The organism is Corynebacterium halotolerans YIM 70093 = DSM 44683, assembly GCF_000341345.1.
Classification (GTDB): domain Bacteria; phylum Actinomycetota; class Actinomycetes; order Mycobacteriales; family Mycobacteriaceae; genus Corynebacterium; species Corynebacterium halotolerans.
The window spans coordinates 448,195-471,669 of sequence record NC_020302.1 but is presented as its reverse complement, the minus strand read 5'-3'; the positions used below and the strand labels follow the sequence as shown (position 1 = coordinate 471,669).

General features: G+C 69.5%; 21 protein-coding genes and 1 riboswitch. Of the genes, 3 read left to right on the top strand and 18 right to left on the bottom strand.

Annotated features, from left to right (window positions below; translation table 11 throughout):
* Nucleotides 1–47: 47 nt before the first annotated feature.
* Together A605_RS02190 and A605_RS02185 are read left to right on the top strand one after the other, a co-directional pair.
* Nucleotides 48–440: a hypothetical protein gene (locus tag A605_RS02190; protein ID WP_015399871.1), complete on the top strand. Its 393-nt coding sequence runs from the start codon at nucleotides 48–50 to the stop codon at nucleotides 438–440.
* Nucleotides 376–618: a hypothetical protein gene (locus tag A605_RS02185; protein WP_015399870.1), complete on the top strand. Its 243-nt coding sequence runs from the start codon at nucleotides 376–378 to the stop codon at nucleotides 616–618. Before A605_RS02190 ends, A605_RS02185 begins: the two co-directional genes overlap by 65 nt.
* Here A605_RS02185 and rfbB read toward each other — a convergent pair.
* From rfbB to A605_RS02165, 4 genes are all read right to left on the bottom strand, one after another.
* On the bottom strand, nucleotides 591–1,592 hold the full coding sequence (gene rfbB / locus A605_RS02180; RefSeq protein ID WP_015399869.1) for a dTDP-glucose 4,6-dehydratase: 1,002 nt from the start codon (nucleotides 1,590–1,592) through the stop codon (nucleotides 591–593). The two genes, A605_RS02185 and rfbB, sit on opposite strands and share 28 nt — an antisense overlap.
* A gap of 93 nt (nucleotides 1,593–1,685) precedes the next feature.
* Nucleotides 1,686–2,225, bottom strand: a complete 540-nt coding sequence (locus tag A605_RS02175; protein ID WP_015399868.1) for a hypothetical protein — start codon at nucleotides 2,223–2,225, stop codon at nucleotides 1,686–1,688.
* 267 nt (nucleotides 2,226–2,492) lie between these two features.
* Complete coding sequence (locus A605_RS02170) at nucleotides 2,493–3,587, bottom strand: alkene reductase (RefSeq protein ID WP_015399867.1); 1,095 nt, start codon at nucleotides 3,585–3,587, stop codon at nucleotides 2,493–2,495.
* A 121-nt stretch (nucleotides 3,588–3,708) separates the two neighbouring features.
* Nucleotides 3,709–4,002, bottom strand: coding sequence for a helix-turn-helix domain-containing protein (locus A605_RS02165; RefSeq protein WP_015399866.1), 294 nt, complete (start codon nucleotides 4,000–4,002; stop codon nucleotides 3,709–3,711).
* A 479-nt stretch (nucleotides 4,003–4,481) separates the two neighbouring features.
* On the opposite strand from A605_RS02165, the gene A605_RS02160 reads away from it, so the two are divergent.
* Nucleotides 4,482–7,658: a beta-phosphoglucomutase family hydrolase gene (locus A605_RS02160; protein WP_015399865.1), complete on the top strand. Its 3,177-nt coding sequence runs from the start codon at nucleotides 4,482–4,484 to the stop codon at nucleotides 7,656–7,658.
* Nucleotides 7,659–7,907: 249 nt separating this feature from the next.
* Here A605_RS02160 and ccsB read toward each other — a convergent pair whose 3' ends face one another.
* The 14 genes from ccsB to A605_RS02090 form a co-directional block, all read right to left on the bottom strand.
* Entirely contained in the window at nucleotides 7,908–8,960 is a 1,053-nt protein-coding gene (gene ccsB / locus A605_RS02155; protein WP_015399864.1) for a c-type cytochrome biogenesis protein CcsB, read from the bottom strand.
* Between the two features lie 185 nt (nucleotides 8,961–9,145).
* Complete coding sequence (locus A605_RS02150; RefSeq protein WP_015399863.1) at nucleotides 9,146–10,801, bottom strand: cytochrome c biogenesis protein ResB; 1,656 nt, start codon at nucleotides 10,799–10,801, stop codon at nucleotides 9,146–9,148.
* A gap of 95 nt (nucleotides 10,802–10,896) precedes the next feature.
* Complete coding sequence (locus tag A605_RS02145; protein WP_015399862.1) at nucleotides 10,897–11,712, bottom strand: cytochrome c biogenesis CcdA family protein; 816 nt, start codon at nucleotides 11,710–11,712, stop codon at nucleotides 10,897–10,899.
* Nucleotides 11,709–12,314, bottom strand: coding sequence for a TlpA disulfide reductase family protein (locus A605_RS02140; RefSeq protein ID WP_015399861.1), 606 nt, complete (start codon nucleotides 12,312–12,314; stop codon nucleotides 11,709–11,711). The genes A605_RS02145 and A605_RS02140 overlap by 4 nt, the downstream gene beginning before the upstream one ends.
* A 3-nt stretch (nucleotides 12,315–12,317) precedes the next feature.
* Nucleotides 12,318–12,920 carry a histidine phosphatase family protein gene (locus A605_RS02135; RefSeq protein ID WP_015399860.1) on the bottom strand — a complete coding sequence of 201 codons (603 nt, stop codon included), beginning with the start codon at nucleotides 12,918–12,920 and terminating at the stop codon, nucleotides 12,318–12,320.
* Between the two features lie 34 nt (nucleotides 12,921–12,954).
* Nucleotides 12,955–14,277: a glutamate-1-semialdehyde 2,1-aminomutase gene (gene hemL, locus A605_RS02130; RefSeq protein ID WP_034990420.1), complete on the bottom strand. Its 1,323-nt coding sequence runs from the start codon at nucleotides 14,275–14,277 to the stop codon at nucleotides 12,955–12,957.
* Between the two features lie 160 nt (nucleotides 14,278–14,437).
* The gene (locus A605_RS02125) at nucleotides 14,438–14,752 is read right to left on the bottom strand and encodes a DMT family transporter (RefSeq protein WP_015399858.1); all 315 of its coding nucleotides are present in this window, start codon (nucleotides 14,750–14,752) and stop codon (nucleotides 14,438–14,440) included.
* Nucleotides 14,753–14,762: 10 nt separating this feature from the next.
* A riboswitch (guanidine-III (ykkC-III) riboswitch) is annotated at nucleotides 14,763–14,821 on the bottom strand.
* A 111-nt stretch (nucleotides 14,822–14,932) separates the two neighbouring features.
* Entirely contained in the window at nucleotides 14,933–15,406 is a 474-nt protein-coding gene (locus A605_RS02120; protein ID WP_015399857.1) for a hypothetical protein, read from the bottom strand.
* Between the two features lie 116 nt (nucleotides 15,407–15,522).
* Nucleotides 15,523–16,923, bottom strand: a complete 1,401-nt coding sequence (locus tag A605_RS02115; RefSeq protein ID WP_015399856.1) for a protoporphyrinogen oxidase — start codon at nucleotides 16,921–16,923, stop codon at nucleotides 15,523–15,525.
* Entirely contained in the window at nucleotides 16,924–17,985 is a 1,062-nt protein-coding gene (gene hemE / locus A605_RS02110) for a uroporphyrinogen decarboxylase (protein WP_015399855.1), read from the bottom strand.
* 404 nt (nucleotides 17,986–18,389) lie between these two features.
* The gene (locus tag A605_RS02105; RefSeq protein WP_015399854.1) at nucleotides 18,390–19,139 is read right to left on the bottom strand and encodes an ABC transporter permease; all 750 of its coding nucleotides are present in this window, start codon (nucleotides 19,137–19,139) and stop codon (nucleotides 18,390–18,392) included.
* The gene (locus A605_RS02100; protein ID WP_015399853.1) at nucleotides 19,136–20,065 is read right to left on the bottom strand and encodes an ABC transporter ATP-binding protein; all 930 of its coding nucleotides are present in this window, start codon (nucleotides 20,063–20,065) and stop codon (nucleotides 19,136–19,138) included. The genes A605_RS02105 and A605_RS02100 overlap by 4 nt, the downstream gene beginning before the upstream one ends.
* Nucleotides 20,062–20,331, bottom strand: coding sequence for an AbrB/MazE/SpoVT family DNA-binding domain-containing protein (locus A605_RS02095; protein WP_015399852.1), 270 nt, complete (start codon nucleotides 20,329–20,331; stop codon nucleotides 20,062–20,064). The genes A605_RS02100 and A605_RS02095 overlap by 4 nt, the downstream gene beginning before the upstream one ends.
* Nucleotides 20,332–20,816: 485 nt before the next feature.
* Nucleotides 20,817–23,471, bottom strand: a complete 2,655-nt coding sequence (locus tag A605_RS02090; protein ID WP_015399851.1) for a heavy metal translocating P-type ATPase — start codon at nucleotides 23,469–23,471, stop codon at nucleotides 20,817–20,819.
* Between the last annotated feature and the right edge of the window lie 4 nt (nucleotides 23,472–23,475).

The window sequence follows — 23,475 nt, the reverse complement described above, 5'->3', positions numbered from 1 at the left end:
TCTCGCTTACAATCACTCCGGACCCGGCAAAGCCCCCGGAGGCGACCATGGCCGGGCCCATCCGCACCGCGGACCCCGCCGAGATCTCCGCCGTGGCCGCGGCCGCCCGCGCCGTCCCGCCGGAGAACTTCGGCAGCTGGCGCGGCGGCTGGCCGGGTGAGATCGTCACCGCGCTTCTCGACGCCGTGTTCTCCATGCGCGCGGTCTCCGACTCCGGCTCCGACGGCCGCGGGGTGCTCGGCCGGGTGCGGATGTTCCGGGGCCGCCATGAGGACGTGGTCAACGACCTCGCCGCCCTGGTCGCACTCGGTGAGGAGCCTGTCCGGGAGATCATGGGCGGGACGAAGACCGCGCAGCGGCGCAAGAGCGTCCGCGGTGGAGACGGCCGCCAAGCTCGCCGACGCCGGGGTGGTCACCGCCGACGACTTCCTCGTCCGTGACGCCTCCCCCGCCGAGGCGCGGGAACTCATCGCCGCCGCCCATGAGCAGCTCAGCACGGAACCGGAGCAGGGTTTCGGCGAGACGCTCACGCACTTCGAGCACGGCCTGTGGCGGGCCGGCAGCGAGACCGCCCGCGCGGAGACCGGGAACTACAGCTCGCGCTCGCTGGCGCGGTAGATCTCCTCGGCGGCCTCACGGGCACGCTCCCACCACCGCGGATGCTCCCGGTACCAGTCGACGGTCGCGCGCAGCCCCGCGGCGAAGTCCGCGTGCCGGGGCTCCCAGCCCAGCGAGCGTATCGACGCCGCGTCGATGGCGTAGCGGCGGTCGTGGCCCGGCCGGTCGGTGACGTGGACGAAGTCCCCGCGCCCGCGGCCGAAGATCTCGTTGAGATCGCCGACCACCTGCAGGTTGCTGCGTTCCCCGTCCGCGCCGATGAGATAGGTCGCCCCGATCTCCCCGCGTTCGATGACGGCCCAGACGGCGTCATTGTGGTCGTCGACGTGGATCCAGTCACGCACGTTCTCGCCGGTGCCGTAGACCCGCGGGGCCTGACCGTGCAGCAGGTTGATGATCTGGCGGGGGATGAACTTCTCCGGGTGCTGACGGGGGCCGTAGTTGTTGGAGCAGTTGGAGATGGTCGCCCGCAACCCCTTGGAGCGCACGTAGGCCCGGACGAAGTGGTCGCTGGCGGCCTTGGACGCCGAGTACGGACTCGACGGCGCGTAGGGGGTCTCGGGCGTGAACTTCGCCGGGTCGTCGAGGGCCAGGTCGCCGAAGACCTCGTCGGTGGAGATGTGGTGGAGGCGCACGTCGTGGGCCACGGCGGCGTCGAGCAGCGCCACGGTGCCCTCGACGTTGCTGCGCACGAAACTCATGGGATCGCGCAGGGATTTGTCGTTGTGACTCTCGGCGGCGAAGTGCACGACCAGATCCGTCTCCCGGACAAGCCGGTCGACGAGCGCGGTGTCGCAGATGTCGCCCTCGACCAGCTCGACGTCGAAACCACCGAGGCCGGCGAGGTTGTCCGGGTTGGCGGCATACGTCATCTTGTCGAGCACCGTGATCCGCGTCTCCGGACGCCGGGCGAGGGTGCGGTGGACGAAATTGGAGCCGATGAACCCGGCGCCGCCGGTGACCAGGATGCGCATGGGCACAACCTTAGCGGGCGTCCTTCCGGTGTCCCGGACAGACGGAGACCCCCGTCCCGGGCGGGACGGGGGTCGGGGAAGGTCGGGCGGGGTTTAGCGGGACAGGGAGATCGGCCCGGAGACGACCAGGTAGACATGGCCGTTGTCGCTGGAAACGGCGTAGCCGAGACGGTCGTCGGACGGATCCTTGTCCACCAGCAGATCCTCGAGCAGCTCATCCATGCGCGGGAGGTACGCGAGCGCCTCAGCGTTGGTCAGACGGGTGATCTCGGCGGCGTACCGGCCGTCCTCGGACTCGACCCAGGTCAGGGTGTAGCCGTAGCCGTTGTCGTACTCGAGCTCACCGGAGGCGAGGCGGTCGGCGACGTCCTCGGCGAAGGCGTTGAGCTCCTCATCCTGCTTGAGACCCTGCTTCTTCAGGGCCTTGGCGTAGGCGGCCTCGTACTGGCCCTTGATGGTGTGGGCGGGCCAGCGCCCCTGGAAATCGTCGTTGTTGCCCGGCTTGTCGGCGGTGCTGCTGGAGGAGGAGCCGGCGAAGAGGTTGGAGGACTGGGCGGTGGCGACGCCGGTGCCGGAAACGGCCAGGCCAGCGGCGATGGTCAGGGACAGAAGTGAACGCTTGAAGTTGGGCATGGACCTGAATGTAAGTTAAGAATCAATGCCCAGCAACCAGCAGAAGCAAAGGAGTACCTTAACTAAAACTCAGATTATTGCCAGTTTAATGACAGTGTTCTGGTGACGGGTTCGCATGAACGAGCAGCTCAGTAGCGAAAGTAGTTTTCAACTGAGGCATTTACGCAACACTCCGGGCCCCTCCGCCCCCACCCTCACCGGGGGCGGTGACCGGGGGTATGAACGTCCCGGCGCGCCCCCCGCCGCCCCCAGGCGGACGTCGGTTCCTCAGGCGCGGTGCAGCACCGGGTAATCCGTGTAGCCGCGCGCGCCACCGCCGTAGAAGGTGGTCTTGTCCGGATCGTTGAGCGCGGTGCCCTCCCGCCAGCGTTCCACCAGGTCCGGGTTCGCCAGCGCCAGCCGGCCCACCGCCACGGCGTCGGCCGTGCCCTCCCCGACCGCCTCGAGAGCGGCGTCGCGGTCGGTGAAGCGGTCGAACCCGGTGTTGACGATCAGCGGCGCGCCGGAGGCCGCCCGAACACCCTGGACGAGTTCACCCTCCGGTGCGGGGTGGACCATCTCGATGTGCGCCAGCCCCAGCTCCGCCACTCCTTCCGCGATGGCGCGGTAGGTATCCAGCGCGTCGTCGGGATCATGCTCCTCCACGCCCTGGATGTCGCGGGCCGGGGACAGCCGCAGACCGGTGTGCTCCGCCCCGATGGCCTCCGCCACGGCGGTGACGACCTCGACGGCGAACCGGGCCCGGTTCTCCGGGCTGCCCCCGTAGGCGTCGGTGCGGGTGTTCGAGCTCGGCGCCAGGAACTGGTGGATCAGGTAACCGTTGGCGCCGTGCACCTGCACCCCGTCCATGCCCGCGGCCATGGCGTTGCGTGCGCCGACGACGTACTGCTCGATGACCTCCGGGATCTCCTCGAGAGTGAGGGCGTGCGGCACGGGGGCATCCGCCTTGCCGCTGGGCAGGTACTGCGGGGTCGGGGTGGCCAGCGCACTGGGGGCGACGACGCGGCCGGTGCCGGTGATCTCGTCGTGGGAGACGCGCCCGCCGTGCATGACCTGCATGATGATCTTCCCACCACGCTCGTGCACCGCGTCGGTGATCTCCCGCCACGCCTCAATGTGAACGTCGTTCGCGATGCCGGGCTGACCGATCCAGGTCTTGCCCTCCTGCACGGGCCAGGTGCCCTCGGCGATGATCAGTCCGAAGGAAGCGCGCTGGGCGTAGTACTCCTTCATCAGCCCGTTCGGTGTGCCGTCCTCCCCGGCGCGGAGCCGGGTCAGCGGGGCCATCGCCACGCGGTTGCCCAGACGGAGTTCGCCGAGGTCGACCGGGGTGAACAAGGGATGAAGGTCGGGGTGGGTCATGGGTTCAGCCACGCTCTCTCAGGGTCGGAAATGTGCGGTCCACCCTTTCACAACACATCCGCGGCCGGTTTTCCTCCCCGCAGGTCACGTTTACCGGCGGTTTCCACGGGAAACCAGCCCATCAGTTGTCGAACTCCCCGGCAGCGTCCCCCACATCTCCCTCCGTGGCATCGAGCGGCTCGAAACTCATCCGCAGCCCCAGGCTTTTGGCCACTGCAGCGACCTTCTCCCAGCGCACCCCCGCACCACCGTGTTCGATGGTGTGCAGCGTGGAGCGGGAGACCCCGGCCGCGGTGGCGACGTCCTGCTGCAGTCGCCCCAGGGTCCGACGCCGCGCGCCGAGTTCCGCGCCGAGCTCCAGCAGCTCGGGGACGTCGCCGGCCGGCTTGCCCGCCTTATTCCGTGGACTCGACATCACTATCTCCCCTGTTCGACGGTCCGCACCCCGAATTCTACAGGGCCGGAGGACCAGCGTAGCCGCATCCCGGACAACGCAGAAGACCCTTTTTCCCGACGCCGGGGCACCTGCCGGACGGCCGAGTGCACAGAGGGGCGCACAGGGCCGGTCAGCGACGGCTCGGGCGTTCCGGGTTCCCCGCGTGCGCCGACGCCCTGCCCCAGCCACGCCCGGCACGGACGGTGACCGCCCCCGCCACGTTGGCCAGGGGAAACGCTGCTCGACGAACCGCGGGCATCGGTACTGCACCGCCCTTCGGCGCCGTCTCCACGGCCGGACTTTCTGTAGCATCGACGCCACAATCGCACGTGCATCACCTGACGTCGGCCATGGCGCGCGGGTTCGAGGTGGAGGACCCGGGAATCATCGCAGTCCTCCCCCGCCGCGTCCCGTAACCGACCATCCGCCGGACACCACCGGCCGCAAGGAGGTAACCAGTGTCTCTCCCGCATCTTCCCACCGAGCACGGCCCGATCCTCTCGGCGGTCATCTTCGACATGGACGGGGTGGTCACCAACACCGCCCGCATCCACGCCACGGCCTGGAAGTCCCTCTTCGATGAGGTCATCGCCTCCGCCGCGCCCGATCAGGAGCCCTTCGACCCGGAGGAGGACTACCGGGCCCACGTCGACGGCCGGGCACGGGAGGCCGGGATCCAGGCGTTCCTCGCCGCCCGCGACATCGCCGTCCCCGAGGGAAGCCCGGAGGACGCGCCGGGAGAGTTCACCGTCCACGGACTGGCGAAACGGAAGCAGGGTTTCTTCGATGAGGCACTCCGGAACCAGGACGTCGAGGTTTTTCCGGACGCCCTGCGTCTGCTGGACCGGCTGCGGGACGCCGGTGTGCCCACCGCCCTCGCCACCTCCAGCCGTAACAGCGGCCCGGTCCTGGACAACGCGGGACTCACCGACCTGTTCACGGTCCGGCTCGACGGCAATGATGTCCACGAGCTGGACCTGCCCGGCAAGCCTGATCCCGACCTCTTCCTCGAGACGGCCCGCCGGCTCGGCGTCGCCCCCGAGCAGTGCGCCGTCCTCGAGGACGCCCGCTCCGGGGTGCAGGCTGCGCACGCCGGTGGCTTCGGGCTGGTGGTGGGCGTGGACCGCGGGAACGCCGGGGAACAGCTGTGGGAGGGCGGGGCCGACCGCGTGCTCAGCGACGTCGGCGAGCTGGACCTCCACACCGGCTGGCACGTGGGCAAGAACACCCGCCCCCACGCCTGGCTGCTGACCTACGACGGCTTCGATCCGGACTCCGAGGGCACCCGGGAGGCGCTGTGCACCCTGTCCAACGGCTACTGGGGCACCCGCGGCGCCGTCCCCGGCACCCGGGCGGGCGACGTGCACTATCCCGGCACGTACCTGGCGGGCATCTTCAACCGTGTGACCTCGGAGGTCGACGGGACGTCGATGGAGACCGAGCACCTCGTGAAGGCCCCGGACTGGACGTTCCTGCGCGTCGAGACCATCGACGGGCGGATCCTGCACCCCGCGGAGGACGAGCTGCTCGACCTCCGGCAGGAGCTGGACCTGCGTAAGGGCGTGCTCCGGCGGGTGGTCCGCCAACGCGACGGGCAGGGACGGATCACCCGGATCAGTACCGAGCAGTTCCAGTCCATGGCCGATCAGCACCTGGCCGCCCTGCGGATGACGGTGGAGCCGGAGAACTGGGAGGGCGCGGTCCGGGTGGTCTCCCGGATCGACGGCGACGTCGGCAATGACAACGTCAAGGAGGACGCCGAACTCGTCAGCCGGCACCTGGGCCCGCCGGTGGTCCATCACCCGGACGGGCACACCGCCGTGCTCGAGACGGAGACCACGCAGTCGGAGGTCACCATCGCCCTGGCCACCCGGACCTCGGTGGCCGCCCCGGAGGCGGAACCCGTCGAGGGCCGCCCCTCCGATGCCGAACGGGCCGTCGGCCACGCCTTCGACACCGAGGTGACGCCGGGACGTCCGCTGACCATCGAGAAGACCGCCGCCGCGGCCAGCTCCCGCGACCGTGCGCTGTCGACGCCGGTGCTCGACGTCGGCAAGCGCATCCGGCGGGCGGCCGATTACGGCGAGCTCTACGCCGAGCACGTGCAGCGTTGGAGCCGCTGGTGGGAGCTGTTCGACGTGGGCCTGGAGACCACCCGCCGGAACTCACTGGCCCTCAACCTCCACACCTTCCATGTGCTGCAGTGCATCGCCTCCGCGAATCCGGATCTCGACGCCGGCGTGCCCGCCCGTGGCCTCCACGGCGAGGGCTACCGCGGCCAGCACTTCTGGGACGAGCTCTTCGTCTACCCGATGCTCACGCTGCGCCAGCCCGCGCTGACCCGGGCGCTGCTGCTCTACCGTCACCGCCGACTCGGGGAGGCGCGCGCCGCGGCCCGCGAGGCCGGCCTGCGCGGCGCTCTCTTCCCCTGGCGCAGCGGCAGCGACGGCCGCGAGGAGACCGCGCCCATGCTGCTCAACCCGCTCAGCGGGGAGTGGATACCGGACAACTCCCAGAACCAGCACCACATCGGTCTCGCCATCGCCTACAGCGTCTGGCAGTATTTCCAGGCCACCGAGGACCTGGCCTTCCTCACCGACGTCGGCGCCGAGCTCATCATCGAGGTCGCCCGGCTCTTCGCCAGCAACGCCGAGCACGACTCGGAGGAGGACCGTTTCAGCATCAGCGGCGTCATGGGTCCCGACGAGTTCCACGACGGCTACCCCGACGCCCCCGGCGAGGGCCTGCGCGACAACACCTACACCAATGTGCTCGCCTCCTGGACGCTGACGCGCGCCGCCGAGGTGCTCACCCTCCTCGACCCCCACGACGTCTCGGTGCTGCGCGACCGCCTGTGCATCACCGACGAGGAGCTGGAGCGGTGGGAGCATGTCAGCCGACGTTTGCGGGTGGCCTTCCACGCCGATGGTGTCATCAGTCAGTTCGACGGCTACGAGGACCTGAAGGAGTTCCCCTGGGAGGAGTACGAGCGCCGCTACGGCGACCTCGGACGACTCGACCTCATCCTCGCGAACGAGGGCGACAGCCCGAACAACTACCAGCTGTCGAAGCAGCCGGACCTGCTCATGCTCTTCTACCTGTTCTCCACCGAAGAGGTACGGATCCTGTTCGCCCGTCTGGGCTACGACGTGTCGCGGGAGACCATCGAGCGCACCATCGAGTTCTACCTCGGGCACACCAGCAACGGCTCCACGCTCAGCCAGCTCGTCCACGCCCGGGTCGTGGCGGATCTGGACCCGACGCAGTCATGGGAGTTCTTCGAGGGTTCACTGCGGGCGGATCTGTCCGACTCCCAGGGCAGCTCCACCGAGGAGGGGATCCACCTCGGCGCGATGGCGGGCACGGTCGACATGATTCTGCGCTGCTACAGCGGCGTGAAGACCCGTGCGGGCATCCTCATGCTCGACCCCCGCCTGCCCCGGGAGCTGCCGGAGGCGACCTTCCAGCTGCACTACCGCCGTCAGCCCGTCGACGTCCGCATCACCCACGACGTCGTGCGGCTGCGGCTCGACGCCCACGCCGTCGACCCCCTCAACGTCGCGGTCCGGGGCATCCACCACCGGCTGCAGCCGGGTGACTCGTGGGAGCTCCCGCTGGCCTCGCGCCACGGGTGATTCCCCTCGCGCGCGGCGGCCCGGGGTCCGGGAGGGTGCCTTCCGGGGCCGGTTCGGGACCAGATTCTGCGGGAGGTGTATTTCCTTCAGAACCAGGATGCATTATCCCTGGTCAAACTTACGTGACGCGTCACCCAATGCAGGATAATGCACCCCGTCGACAGAGCCCGGGAAAATCACGGGAAACAGGAGAGCCGGGCCATGCGATTCGCATGACCCGGCTCATTCTGCCCTACCCCGCAGGGCGGTTTAATTCAGTCCCGCGTAGGAGTGCAGACCGCTCACGACCATGTTGATGAAGAACAGGTTGAAGATCATCGTGGCCAGGGCCAGGATGTTGATCCACGCGGCCTTGTGGTCACGCCAGCCGGCGGTCGCGCGGGCGTGGAGATAGGCGGCGTAGAGGATCCAGGTGATGAAGGAGACGGTCTCCTTCGGATCCCAGCCCCAGTACCGGCCCCACGCGGCCTCCGCCCAGATAGCACCGAGGACGATGCCCAGGCCCAGGGTCGGCAGGGTGACGATGGCGGACTTGTACGCCAGTCCGTCGAGCTTCTTCGCACTCGGCAGCGGCTTGGCCACGGCACCGAAGAAGCCACGCTCCTTGCCCTTCGGCTGCCAGATGCGCAGCAGATAGAGCAGGGAGGCGATACCGGAGAGGATGCCGATGGCGCCGCCGAAGGAGACGGTGGAGACGTGGATGGGCAGCCAGTTGGACTGCAGGGCGGGCACGACCGGGGCGGACTCCGCGTAGAGCTCAGTGCCACCGAAGAACAGCAGCGCGAGGATCGGGGTGAGCAGCCACGGCCAGACCACGCGCCATTCCCTGCGCTGGATGACCACCGTGGTGGCGGCCATCGTGAAAGCCGTGATGACGAGGACGTACTCATAGAGGTTGCCGAAAGGGAACCGCTCCGTGGCCAGGCCACGCAGGACGACGGAGACCACGTGGACGAGCACACCCAGCCACACCAGCGACTGGGTCATCCCGCCCCACTTGTTCGCGGAGGCCTCCTTGTCGGCGAACTCCTCGTCCGTGAGCGCGGTATCCTCCGCGTCCTCTGCGTCCTCCACGGCACCGTCCGTGCCGCCCCCGCCGCCGCGGCCGTCGGGGTCGTCGGCGCCCGCGCCGACAGTGACGAGCTCCTTCTCCCCCACCCGCTCGCGGGTCCGGCGGGCGTCGATGACACCCTGCATCTTCCCGTAGTAGACGAGCGAGAGCACCAGGGCGAGCAGGTAGATCACGAACGCCGTCTGGAAGGCGGTGTCGGAGAAGTTGGAGAGAGTCTGATTGACAGGCATGAGCGCGGGGACACCCTCACTTGAAGTCGTGGTGGATTCATCAGGGACCCCGCACGCGGCGGGGTTCTACTCCAGTGACGCTACCCCACCTGAGCAGGCAGGTCCAAGCGCGCGACCTCAAAGCCTCAAACTTTAGGTGGACAGCCTGCCCCGTCGAAGGGTTCAGGCTCGGGCGGCAGGGAACCTCACTCCCGCCCTGTGCCCACGGACATGAGCTCATCCTCCTCGACGTCGTCCGGATCGGGCAGGCCGAACAGCTCGCGGTGGATGTCCTCGAACTCGCCACCCCAGCCGGCGCGGTCGGTGCGCGCGAGGCCACCGAGCTCCACGTGGGTCGACGTGCCGTCCGGGGACGGGATGAGGCGCACCCAGATGCGGCGGCGCTTGATCGTCACCGATCCCACCAGGGCGACGAGCATGACGATGGTGAACGCCAGCACCCACGGCTGGAACGGGTCGCGCGAGATCTGGTAGTTCGCGAACTCGTTGGCGCCCTCGAAGGTGACGGTGGTGCCGTCGTCGAGGGTCACGGACTCACCCTGCTCCAGGTTCACGCGCTCGATCTTCTGCAGCTGCCCGGAGTGGATCAGCGCGGAGTCGAGACTGAAGATGGACTGGGCCCGGCCGGTGTCCAGGCCCGCGTCGCCGCGGTAGATGTCGATGGCCACGGCCGGGTCGAGCATCGCGGGGAACCGGGAGGTCAGCAGCTCACCGTTCTCGCCGGACCACTCGGCCGTCGGGGCGAACAGGCCCTGGATGGCGATCTGGTTCTGGCGCCGCTCGTAGAGGTCGGGGTACATGCCGGCCGGCGGGTCGAAGCGCATCGCGCCGGAGGACAGGAAGTAGGTCAGGTCGTCCGGGCGGAACTGGATGGTCTGGGTGCGGGACTCGCCGTTGGGCCAGGTGACGGTGAAGGTCGGGGCGAAGCCGTGGCCCTGCAGGTAGACGCGGTCACCGGCGATTCGCAGCGGGTGGTTGACCTGCAGCTGGTAGTCGGTCCACTCCTCCTTGGGCTGGAGGATGTCCTCGCCGACCGCGTAGGAGATGTTCGAGGTGAACATCTCGGCCTGGCCGTTGGGCAGGTAGTCCGCGGAGAAGTCGTGGGCCTCGAAGCAGAAGGTGGTCAGGCCGGTGCCGTCGAACATCGGCCCGGCGCGGAAGGAGTCGAAGTTGGCGGTCGAGGTGTTGCAGAACTCGGTGCTCTGCTCGATGTCGACGGCGTTCTGGCTGCCGGACTCGGTGACCACGATGACCTGTCCCTCGTAGTAGACCATCCGGCCGGCGGCGATGGTGATGAGCATGCCGACGAGTGCGAGGTGGAAGATCAGGTTGGCCAGTTCACGGATGTGGCCGCGCTCGGCGCTGATCGAGAACGCCCCCGCCCGGTCCTGGTCCGGCCGGTACTCCGCGACCTTCCACCGCTTGAGCAGTCGGCGGGCGTGGTCGGTGACCTCGGCCATCGGCTTGTCGACGGTGCCCGAGGCGTGCAGCGGCAGCCGCTCCAGCCGCTTCGGGGCGCGCGTCGGCGGGGTCTTCATCGCCTTGTAGTGGTCCCAGGAACGCGGCAGGATGCAGCCGACCAGGGAGATCGTCAGCAGCACGAAGATCGCGGCGAACCAGGTGGACTGGAAGACGTCGAAGAGCTGGAGCCGGTCGTAGATCTCGGCGATCGTGCCGTTGTTGGCGATGTAGTCGTTGACGTTGCTCTCGTTGAGGCTGCGCTGCGGCAGCAGCGCGCCCGGGATGGCGGCGATCGCCAGCAGGAACAGCAGGACCAGCGCGGTGCGCATGCTGGTCAGCCAGTGCCAGGCCTTCTTCAGGTACGTCCACACTGTGCGCATGGTGTTTGGGTTCCACTCCTGTTCCTGCTCACACGGGCCGCTTCACGACGCCCGCGGGGACTGTACGGTACTTCCGGCGGCATCCACCGAAAGTACTAGATCAAGGTTGCACCGTACTCCACGGTCCACTGGCGCACCCAATTGATGAAGTGCGCCCAGGCACCGCTCAGCAGGGCGATGCCGACGGCGACCATCAGTGCGCCACCGATCATCTGGATCTTGCGCGAATGCTTCCGCAGCCAGCCGACGGTGCGCATCGCCCGGGCGGAGCCGAGGGCCACGAGCAGGAACGGCAGTCCCAGACCCAGGCAGTAGCCGACGATGAGGATGGTGCCGCGCACGGCGGTCATGCCCTCGGTGCCGGCGGAGACGGAGATGATCGCCGCCAGGGTCGGCCCCAGGCAGGGGGTCCAGCCCAGGGCGAACACGCCCCCGAGCAGCGGGGCACCCAACCAGGTGGTCCATCTCTTCGGGCTCATGCGGGTGTCCGCCTGCAGGGCCGGGACCAGGCCCATGAACACCAGGCCCATGATGATGGTGATCACTCCGCCGATGCGCATGAGGGTGTCGGAGTTGAGCGTCAGCATGCTGATCGCCCCGAAGACGGTGACGGTGGCCAGCACGAAGATCACGGTGAAGCCGAGGATGAACAACGCGGCGGCGCCGGCCACGGCCCACTGGCGCTTCCTCGCCACGACGGGCCCGTGCTGCGGGTCGTACCTCACCTCCCCACCGACGATGCCGGCCAGGTAGGACATGTAGCCGGGCACGAGCGGGACCACGCACGGGGAGGCGAAGGACACCAGGCCGGCGAACGCGGCGGCGAGGATGCCGATCAGCAGCGGGCCGGTCGCCGCGGCGTCGGCGAACTGCTGGCCGAGGGAGGCCTGCGCCATGACGTCGAGGGTCATGCCTCCTCCGTCAGCGGCAGGGCCACATCGAGGACGTCCTCGGCGGTGACCTCCCGCAGGAACACGGCGGCCGGCCGGTGCTCCCTGTCCAGGACGATGGTGGTCGGGATGACCGAGGTCGGCACGCCGCCGAGGCCCGCGGCGGTGCGGAACGGCGGGTCGTAGATCGACGGGTAGGTCACGTCGTTGTCGGTCACGAAGTCCTGGGCGATGGTCTGGTTGTAGTCGCGGACGTTGATGCCGAGGACGGTGCCGCCGAGTGGCTCGAGTTCGTTCTGCACGGTCTGCAGGTCATCGACCTCGGCGCGGCAGGGTGCGCACCACTGGCCCCAGGCGTTGAGGACGACGACCTCGCCCTCGTAGTCGGAGAGGCTGATCGTCTCGCCCTCCTCCATCAGGGAGGGCCCGGAGAAGCCGCCGAGCGGGGCGCGCTGGTCCTCCTCGTAGAGGATTTCGGTCTGCCCGCCGGGCGAGTGGAACTGGAACGTGCCGCCGACGGCGACCGCGTTCTGGGCGTTCTCGCCCGAGGCGCAGGCGGTCAGGGTCAGCGCCGTCAGCGTCGCGGCGACCGCGCCGACGGTCCTGCGGAGGGTGCTCGGCATGGATCAGATCTCCTTTGCCGGGGTGGTGTAGAAGATGTCGGTGATCTGGTCGTCCCGGAAGACCAGGGAGGTCACCGAGGCGAGGTCGCACTCGCGGCCGGCGTGCGCCAGCGGCAGGCCCCGGGCGGTGCGCTGGACCATGACGATCGGCAGCTGGTGGCTGACCAGGATGGCCTCGTGGCCCTCGGCCACCCGGCGGGCGCGCTCGACGGCGTCCATCATGCGCCCGGCGATGTCGGTGTAGGCCTCGCCCCAGCTGGGCAGCATGGGATTGACCATCAGCCGCCAGCGCACCGGGTTCCACAGCTGGGAGCGCCAGCCCTTGGTGCGCAGGCCCTCGAACTGGTTCTCGGCCTCGTTGATCAGTTCATCGGTTTCCACCTCGAGGCCGGTGACCTCCGCGAAGGGCCGGGCGGTCTCCTGGGCGCGCTGCATCGGGGACACACCCAGGTAGGCCACGTCGTGGCCCGCGAAGGACTTCGCGGTGCGTGCGGCCTGGCTGACGCCGCGGGAGGACAGGTGGTAGCCCGGCATCCGTCCGTAGAGGATGCGGGTGGGGTTGTGGACCTCGCCGTGGCGGACGAGGTGGACGATCGTGGTGCTCATGAGTGCTTTCTGCCGGCTGAAGCTTCGACGACGACTACTGCTCGGGGGTGGCGGCTGCGGCGGCCCTGGCGGCCGGGGCGAGCGCGGCCTCGATCCTCGAGAAATCATCGTCCGAAAGCGCGCCGGAGACAAACCAGGTCTCGAACACGCTCGGCGGGGCGTAGACGCCGTTGTCGAGCAGGGCGTGGAAGAACGGCGGAAAACGGAAGGTGTCGGCGGCCTTCATCTCGGCGAAGTTGTGGCCCTCCCCCTCGGCGAACCGCACCGACAGCATGGTGGCCGCGCGCTGGATGTGGTGGGCCACGCCCTCGCGGGTCAGCGCCTCGGAGATCAGGTTGGCCAGCCGGTCGGCGTGCCCGTGGAGCACCGGGTAGATGTCCTCGGAGGCGATGCGCAGGCTCGCCATGCCCGCGGCCACCGCGACCGGGTTACCGGACAGGGTGCCCGCCTGGTAGACGGGGCCCTGCGGGGCGAGGTGGTTCATGATGTCGGCGCGGCCGCCGAAGGCGGCGGCCGGCAGGCCACCGGAGACGACCTTGCCGAAGGTGGTGATATCCGCGGCCACGCCGTCGACGCCGTACCAGCCGGACCAGGAGGTGCGGAAGCCCGTCATGACCTCGTCGAGGATGAGCAGCGCGCCGTCGGCGTGCGCGATCTCCTTGAGCGCGGCGTTGAAGCCCTCCTGCGGGGCGACGGTGCCCATGTTGCCGACGGCGGCCTCGGCGATGACGCAGGCGATCTCGCCCGGGTGCTCGGCGAACGCCTGCTTCACGGCGTCGAGGTCGTTGTAGGGCACGACGATGGTGTCGGCGGCGGACGCGCCGGTCACGCCCGGGGAGTCGGGCAGCGCGAACGTCGCCACGCCGGAACCGGCGGAGGCCAGCAGGGCGTCGACATGCCCGTGGTAGCAGCCCTCGAACTTGATGACCTTGGCGCGGCCGGTGAAGCCGCGGGCCAGGCGGACGGCCGACATGGTGGCCTCGGTGCCGGAGTTGACCAGGCGGACCTCGTCCACGGAGGTGCGGTCCACGATCATCTGGGCCAGCTCCACCTCCCCCATCGAGGGTGCGCCGAAGGACAGGCCCTTGAGCGCGGCCTCCCGCACGGCCTCGACGACCTCGGGGTGGGCGTTGCCCATGAGCATGGGACCCCAGGAGTTGACCAGGTCGACGTACTCGTTGCCGTCGACGTCCACCAGGGTGGACCCGTGCGCCGACTCGATGAACCTCGCCTGGCCCCCCACGGAACCGAAGGCGCGGACGGGCGAGTTCACGCCCCCGGGGATCAGGGTGCGGGCACGGTCGAACCACTCCGCCGATTTGGAGGTGTGGGCGGAGGTCACATCAGCTGAAGTCATGGTTCTTCATTGTAGGGGGTGAACCGGGGTTAACCATATGGTGCAGTTCACGGCCCCTGCCGCAGGTGGCCACCCAGGGAGGAGTTCCCGTCCCCGGGGGTGACCAGGTGGTCCCGCACCTGCCCGGTGGGGACTGCGGCAGTGCCGGGGCGGGCACCGGTCAGCTCACGGACTTCAGCCCGATGATGCCACCGATGATCATCAGCAGGAACAGGATCTTCCAGGCGGTGACCGCCTCCTGGCCGGTGGCGAAGGAGTAGAGGATGGTGATGGCCGCGCCGACGCCGACCCACACCGCGTAGGCGGTGCCCAGCGGCAGCGTCCTCATCGCCCAGGCCAGTCCGCCCATCGAGATCACCAGCGCCGCCACGAACACCAGGGACGGGCCGAGGCGGGTGAAGCCGGCGGACCGGTCGAGGGCGATGGCCCACACCGCCTCGAACATGCCGGAGAGAATGAGAACAGTCCATGCCATGGATGGTCCTTCCGTGGCCGTCTTGTCGCGACTCCGGGTACGGCTCCCTCGTCCGGGGCCCGGGGATTCGTGGCCCGGGGCCTGCCTGAAACTTCTAGCACGTGGGCAGAACCGGCATAAATCGGACCCGGACGAGCGGGGTGGGCGACACGGCCGCCGCGGCCATGCCGGTCGCCTCCCTCAGTCCCGGGCGGTGCCGGCGCGTCTCCCCCGCCTGACCAGGCGCAGCTGCAACAGGAGCCGGCGCACGAGCAGCGAGAGACCGGCGAGGAGCGTGGCCCGTCCCGACAACGCGATCAGTCCCAGCCCGATCTCCACGCCGGTGCCCCAGTACCGGAAGTACACACCGACGGCGAAGGCGAACACGGTGTAGCCGAGCAGGATGATCTCCGGGGCGTAGGTGTTCGCGGGGAACACCGCCGCGGTCGCGGAGAGCATCACCGCGATGAGGGCGCACCCCAGCCAGATCCCCAGGTAGGAGGAGTGGTCGGCCGGCACCGTCGCCGCGGGGTCCACCGGGTGCTCGGCGAGGTGGTCACGCCTGACGAGCCAGAGCCCGCCGGCGGCCAGCACCTCCGGGAGCGGGAAGGCCCACAGCGGGTACCACCAGAACGGTTTTCCCGTCGGGGCGGAGCGGGGCAGGGCGGTTTTCATGGCGCGTTCCCGTCTCTTCCCGGGGCCGGCAGTCGGATACCGCCGACAGTAGCGGTTCGGCTCCCCGGACACCCGGCGTCATCCCCGGTGCCGCAGGAGGGCACGGGCCCCGTGTCTCAGCCCAGCACGCGCTGCGCCGCGGCCCGCGCGTCGGCGATGACGGCGGGCACGCCCACGCCAGAGGCCCAGGCGCCGGTGACCTCGAGGCCGGGGACGTCGGCGAGCGCCCTGCGCACCGTGGCGACGGTGCCCAGGTGGGTCTCGTCGTAACGGGGCAGGCCACCGAACCAACGCTGGACGTAGATCTCGGACAGGCCGGCGGCGCGGCCGTCGAAACCGGTGATGGCCTGCAGGTCGTCGAGCGCCCAGTCGACGAGGTCGTCCTCCTCGGCCCGGACCACCGAGTTCAGGCCGTCGTCGCCGAAGCGGCCGAAGCTGGCGCGCACCAGGGCACCGCCGCGCTCGGCCAGGTGGGGCCACTTCTTCGAGGAGAAGGTGAAGGCCTTGGTGCGCACGTCCGGCTCGTCGGCGGCGATGAGCACCCCGGAGTTGTCGGGTAGCCCCTCGGCGGAGTCGAACTTCATGCCCACCAGCGCGGAGGAGGCCAGCTTGACCGACCTGAGGGCGGTGGATGCCTCCGGGGCGAGCTCCCTGAGCAGCACCGCGGTGGTCGGGGCCGGGGTGGCCAGGATGAGCCTGTCATAGGCGAGGTCGGTGCCGCCCTGGATGTGGAAGCCCTTGAGGTTGCGGGTGATTCCGGAGACGAACGCGTCCAGGTGGATGTCCGCCCCCGACCGCTCGGCGAGTGTCTCGTAGAGCTGGGCGTAGCCGCCGCGGAAGGCCCCGAAGACCGGCCGGCGCTCCGCCCCCGGCTCCGGCTGCGGGCGGGAGTCCTCCACGCGCCTGACGGCCGCCGAGAGCGTGACCTTCCGGCCCTCCTCGGCCAGGGCGTCGAGCGCCTCGGCCAACTGCGGGATGGTCGCCCGGACGCCGAGGTCGTCGGCGGTGCAGGAGTACACCCCACCCAGCAGCGCGGAGACCACCCGGTCGACCACCTCGTCGCCGTAGCGCTCGCGTACCAGCGTTCCGACGTTCGCGTCGCCGCCGACCCGCCAGTCGATGGGCTCGGCGGAGCCCTCGGCGTCGATACGCGCGACCGTCTCCCCGCTGACGAGATGGGCGACCGGCTCCGGGGACGAGGGGATGCCCATCACGCCGCCGCGCGGCAGGGGTCTGACCTGCGCGCCGGTGTAGACCAGGGAGTTCATCCCGGAGGGGGCGACGATGTCCTCGCCCAGGCCGAGGTCGGTGAAGAAGTCCACCGCGTCCTGCCGACGGGCGAGGAAGGCCTCGGCGCCCATGTCGGTCGGCCCGGAGGAAAACGGCACGGTGAACAGTTTGCCGCCGATGCGGTCGTCGGCCTCGAAGACGTGGATGGTGGCCTCCGGATCCGCCCGGCGGATCTCGTGGGCGCTGGTCAGGCCGGCGAGCCCGGCCCCGATGATGGCGTACTTCATCTAGTCCTCCCCGTGGATGATCGCGACGGCCTCGGTGATGGCCTCGGCCGGGGTGTCCGGCAGCACGCCGTGGCCGAGGTTGAAGATGTGGCCGGTGGCGTCGCCGTTATCGATCGCGCGGGCGGCCTCGGCCTTGATGCGGGCGACCTCGCGGGTGACGGCGTCGCGGCCGGCGAACAGCATCGCCGGGTCCAGGTTGCCCTGCAGCACCTTCGGCCCGCTGGCCGCGTGAATGCGCTCGGCGGCGCGATCCAGCGGCACGCGCCAGTCCACGCCCATGACCTCGGATCCGGCCTCGCTCATGGCGCCGAGCAGCTCGCCGGTGCCCACACCGAAGTGGATGCGCGGGATACCAACGCCGTTGATCTCCTGCAGAATCCGGATGGAGTACGGCAGGACGAACTCGCGGTAGTCGGCCTCGGTGAGGAAGCCGGCCCAGGAGTCGAAGAGCTGCATGGCGTCGATGCCCGCGTCGATCTGGGTCCTCAGGAAGGTGATGATGGTGGGCACCAGGCGCTCCATCAGCGCGTGCCAGGTCTCCGGCTCGGCGTGCATCATCGCCTTGGTGGTCTGGTGGTTCTTGCTGGGGCCGCCCTCGACGAGGTAGCTGGCCAGGGTGAACGGCGCGCCCACGAAACCGATCAGGGCCTGGCGGTCGGTGAGCTCACCGAGGATGAGGCGGATGCCCTCGGCCACCTCGTCGACCTCGTGGTCCAGGATTGGCAGGGCATCGATGTCCGCGCGGGTCCGGATCGCCCGGTCCATCACGGGACCGCGGCCGGGGACGATCTCCACCCCCACGCCTGCGGCCTTGAGCGGGACGACGATGTCGGAGAACAGGATCGCGGCGTCCACGTCGTGGCGGCGCACCGGCTGCATCGTGATCTCGGCGAGCAGCTCCGGCATGAAGCAGGAATCCAGCATGGAGATGCCCTCGCGGACCTTGCGGTACTCGGGCAGGGAGCGGCCGGCCTGGCGCATGAACCACACGGGAGTGCGGTCCGGGGTGCGGCCGGCTGCGGCGTCGAGGAGCGGGGCGTCGGAAAGCGTACGGCGAGTCATGGCCTCCATTGTGGTCCAAAAGTTGGAGGAAGACGAAAACAGTGGGTCCCGGGGCTCTCCGACCACACACTCGATTGTGGCCGCGTCGGTGCCCCGTCCGGGTGTGTGGAGAACGGTCCCCCTCTGTCATTTCAACCGCATCCCACCGGACGGGGCAGGCGCCACGTGACGCTCGCCGTGGGGTCGCCGGCGCTGGCCGACGCTCCGGGGTGGGCGGTTTCTCCACACGATCCCGGCGGAACAGGGGCCCACCGGGCGTGAGCGTGTGGAGAAACCGCCCCTCGACGCCCGTGCCGACGCTGGGGGCGCCTCCGACCACACGCTCCCGGCCGAGCGCGATCCCACCGGGCGACGCCGTGTGGATGAACCGCCCGACTTTCGGAGGGAGGACGACGGGACGCCTGCTAGACGTCGTCCCAGCGGAACAACAGCGTGCCGAGCAGCCCGAACACCACCGTCATTCCGACGAGGACTGCGGCGGGCACCAGCAGTTCCGACCAGGCCCCTCCCAACCAGAGACCCTCGATGAGCCGCACGAAGTACCGGACGGGAGAGAACTCCATGACCGTGCGCACCCCTTCAGGCATCACGGCGAGCGGAACGAAGGCCCCGGAGGTGAGCATCAGGAGGATCATCAGCACGTTTCCGACACCGGTGGCCGCCCCAGAGGACGGGTAGAGCCCGGAGAGGGCGTACCCCAGGGAGAGGAAGGCGACCAGGCCCAGGGCCGCCGCCAACAGCACTCCGATGGTGCTGCCCTGCAGCGTCACGCCGAAGATCAGGATCCCCACCGCCAGGGCCGCTGCGATGCCGATCAGCCCGACGACGAAGTTCACGGTGAGATCAGCCGCGAGGAAGACCGCCGGCCTGAGCGGGGTGAGACGGAGCCGGCGCAGCGCCCCGCTCTCCCGCAGGATCAGTTGGTTCACCGGCAGGATGAGCACGCCGGTGAGGGTGACGACCACGGAAGCGAACGCGGGGAGGGTGGCGTCGATGTAGCCGAGCCCGCCGAAGTTGGGGTTCGGCTCGTTGCCGAAGATCAGGCCCAGGATGAGCACGAGGGACGGGGCGAAGATGAACGAGAAGAACAGCCCCACCGGCTCGCGCAACCGGGTGCGGAACAGCGTCGAGGTCAGTGTCGCGTAGGTGGTCATGATTCCCCCTTCACCCGCATCTCCCGGCCCGTCAGGTTCAGGAACACATCCTCCAGCCCGGGGGAGGTGGCACGCAGATCGGTCAGCCGGAGGCCGCGTGTGGTCAGTACGGCCAGGACGTCTTGGAGAAACCCGCCGTATCCCTGCACCACGAGGTGTTCGCCATCCACCCGCGAGACCGTCACCGACTCGATGAGTCCGAGGTCGAGGTCAATGCCCTCCGGTGGTTTCTCCGCGAGATGCAGGCGCGCTCTCGAGTCTCCGGCGTGGTCGCGGATGAGCGCGGGAACGGTGTCGAGGGCGATCATCTTCCCCTGGTCGACGATGCCCACACGGTCGCACAGGCGCTCGGCCTCCTCCATGTAGTGGGTGGTCAGGACGACCGTGGTCCCCTGCTCCCGGATGGTCTCCACCACATCCCACATCGCCCTCCGGGCCTGAGGGTCCAGCGCGGTGGTCAACTCGTCGAAGAAGACCAGCTCAGGCTGATGCAGAAGGGCCAGGGCGATGAAGACCCGTTGCCGTTCCCCTCCCGAGAGCCGGGCGACCCGGGCGTTTTTCCTGTCCGCGATGCCCAGCGTCCGCAGGAGGTCCTCCCAGGGAACAGGATCATCGTAGAGCGCGGAGAACAGACGCATGGCCTCGGAAACCGTGATGTGGGGAGGCAGAGAGGCGCTCTGCAGCTGCACGCCGATCCGCCGGGTCAGCTCATGACCGTCCTTCACGGGGTGGCGATCAAGCACGCTGATGCTTCCGGAGGTCGGTTCGTCGAGCCCCTCGATGCAGTTGAGCAGGGTGGTCTTGCCCGCGCCGTTGGGTCCGACGAGGCCGAAGATCTCCCCTTCCGAAATGCTGAGGGAGACGTCGTCGACCGCAGTGACCTCGCCGAACCGTCTCATCACGTTTTCACACACGACAACGTTCACGGCCCGTCACCACCCTCCCCGGCGTCCTGCGGGGGATCGGCCTTCGTCGGCGGGGTGGGCATCGCCTCGGAGACGAAGCGGTCGAACAGATCCTGCCGGACAATGCCGATCCCCTGCTCGACGTCAGCCAGCAACAGAAGCGTGTCGCCGGGTTTGATATCGAACAGGTCCCTCGCCCCCTTGGGGATCACGATCTGCCCCTTCTCACCGACCTTGACGGTGGCGGCGAACTTGCCCGGGGCGGGCGGTAGAGCTTCCGGATTCACGAGTTACCTCCTTGAGTTGCATTTTTCCTACAAGTATAACTTCTGGGAGATGTTGAACTCAACGGAATGGAGAACTCCGGCCTTTCGAAAGGCGAGCGTTCTTCCGACCTTCCCCCCGAACTCGACGGCGGTGCCCGACTTCGTTCAGACCCCCTCTCCTGCAGTGAGCGGGGACGACAAGTCACGGATCCGACGGCCCTCCGCGACTATCCCGCGCAGGGATCGGGGCAGGCGCCGAGTGGCGCTTGTCGGGGAGTCGGCAGCGCTTGCCGGCACCTCACGGGGTTCTCCGATCACACGCTCCCGGCCGAATCGACCCCGCCCGGGCCCCGTGTGTGGAGAAACCGTCCCTCCGCCCTTGCCGACGCCCCCGGGGCATCTCCGACCACACGCACCCGGCACAACAGCGCCATTGCCCCACCCACCGTGTGGAGAAACCGTCCCCTCGCCGTCAGAACGTCGGCCTCCCGGGGAATGCCCGCGTCCTACCGCGGGAACACCCGCGCACTGTTGGAGCGGGCCTCGATGAACAACGAGGAACCCAGCATCAGCACCGTGGCCGCCATCGGGTGCAGCACGCCGGCCACGGAGGCGAGCACCGCCAGCCCGTTGTAGGTCCAGGCGAAGATGATGTTGCGGTCGATGATGCGGCAGATCCGGCGGCTGAGCGTGATCAGCTGCGGGATGGCGGAGACGTCCCGGCGCAGGATGATCACGTCGACGTCCGGCTGCTCGGCCCGACCGATGCGGTCGCGGGTCTCCGCGCCGCCCATGAGGATGCCGACGTCCGCGACCCGCAGGGTCTCCATGACCGAGGCGTCACCGACCATCGCCACCGACGCGCCGCGGGCGTGGACCGCGCGCACCGTCCGCGGCTTGCGGCCGGGCTCGATACCGGCGAGGACGCGGAAGATGCCGAGCCGGTCGGCGAAGCGCCGGGCCACGGGGTAGGCGTCGCGGGAGAGCATCATCGTCTCCACGCCCATGCCCTCCAGCTGCCCGACCGCCTCCTCCGCGTCGTTTTTGACGGTGTCGTGCAGGGTGATCACCCCGCGGTCGCGGCCCTTCCAACGGACCACCAGCGGGGTTCCCCCGGACACCGCGGCCGCGGCCAGCCGCCCCCGCAGCTCCGACATGTTGTTCGGCCGCCACAGCACCGCCTCGACCTGCCGGTTGTGGACGGTGCCGTCGCTGTCCACCACCGGCAGCTCGATCAGGCCGGTGAAGTCGCCGTCGTCGTTGATCTCGGAGTGGGTGACGTTGATCCAGTGCGGCACCTCCTCGCCCCCGGCACCGGCGTCGCGGGCCTCCCGGGCGGCGCGCACCAGTGCCTGGGAGACCGGGTGGTCCGACTCCAGGGCCAGGGCACCGGCGACACGCAGCACCAGGTCGGCGTTCTCCCCGCGGTCGGCGGTGACGGTCTCGACGGACATGACCGGCTCCGCCAGGGTACCCACCCGGTTGAAGATCACGGTGTCGACCATCTCGAGGCGGCGGATCGTCACCCCGTCGCGGACGAGAATACCGTTGCGCGCCGAGGCCTCGATGCCGTGGCGGATGGCCAGCGCCGGGGACAGCGCAATCGCCACCGGCGCCACGCACGCCAGGACCGCCAGGGCGGTGGCGAAGGCGGCGTTGAAGTTGCCCGCGATCAGCGCCCAGAGGGCGAAATCGACGGCCGCGAGCCCCAGGGCCACCGGGATGAGGACCGCCGCGGTGCGCGTCGACAGCAGGGCTGAACGGTTCTGCTGCCGGATGGCCTCGGTGACCCAGCGGTGGATGGCCGCCATGCGGGTGCGGTGGCCCGTGCGCACCACCCGCACCTTGATGCGACCGTCGAGGGTCTCCGTGCCCGCGTAGACGAAGGAATTGACCTTGACCTCCTCGACGCCCGCCGCGGCATCCCCTGCGGTGCCGATCAACCCCTGCGTGATCCGACAGGAACCGCCGACGACGCGGCCGTCGACGGGGACGACCTCGCCCGCCTCGATGATGATGTCGTCGCCGACGTTGACCTCCTGCAGCGGAATGCGCTCCGTAGAGGTCCGGCCCGTGGCCCGGTTACGGAAGCTGATGAGCACCGGGTGGTTGGGCGCGGGGCGGCGGGCGTCCATCTCCTCGAGCAGACCCGCCCGGTTGCGCATCGTCAGCAGCCGGCCCGCGAGCAGCAGGACCGTCATGCCGCAGGCGACGTCGAGGAAGAGTTCACCCTGGCTGATCCGCACGTGGTTGAACGCGAACCACTGCGGACTGGAGTCCCAGCCGAGCTCCCCCGCCGGGGTGAACAGGAGCATCACCAGCGACCACAGCACCGCGGAGATGATCGCCATGGCACTGGCGGCGTCGAGGGCGGTCAGGCCACGGCGGATCCCGCCGACCAGGGCGCGGTGGAACGGCCACGCGCCCCACGTGACCACCGGGGCGGACAGGGCGAGGGTGAGCCACTGCCAGCCGTCGAACTGCCACGCCTGGACGTAGGAGAGCACCAGCACCGGGATGCTCAGCAGCGCGCTGACGATCAACCGGCGCGTGGTGAGCAGATCCCGGGCGGTGAAGAGCACATCCCGGGGCCCGGCCTGCTCGACGTCACGGGCGCGTTCGGCGGGGGCGTCGAGGAACCCGGCGCGCCGGGCCTTCTCCAGATTGCGGGCCTCGTCCGCCAGGTGGCGGCGGAACTTCCACGGCAGGCCGCGGTAGCGCGGGTGCCGGCGCCGCTCGGCGCGCAGATTCACCGTCTCGTTCAGGTGCGGACGGAGGGCGCGGCGTCGCAGGGATGAGTCGGTGAGCACCGCGGTGACCCCGAAGCCGGCGATGATCCCGGCGAGGGCGTCGGGATCCACGGTGTCGGGGGCGGTGACCCAGGCGGTGGCCGAGGGGTAGACGATGCGGGCGCGCACGCCCGGCACGGCCTCGAGGGAGGCCTCGATGTCGACGACCTCGGGGGCGTTGTGCAGCCCCTCCAGGTCGAAGGCGTAGGAGACCTTGGGCCGCTCGGTCAGCTCGGCCTCAGGGTCCTCCTCGGTGGTGTCGGCGCGGGAGTCGTTGAATCCCGCGGCGCGCGCGGCGGTGCGGGCCTCGGTGATGGCCGAGGTGACCTCGTCATCGAGCCCACGGACCGCCGGTTCCTCGTCGTGTGCCATGCCG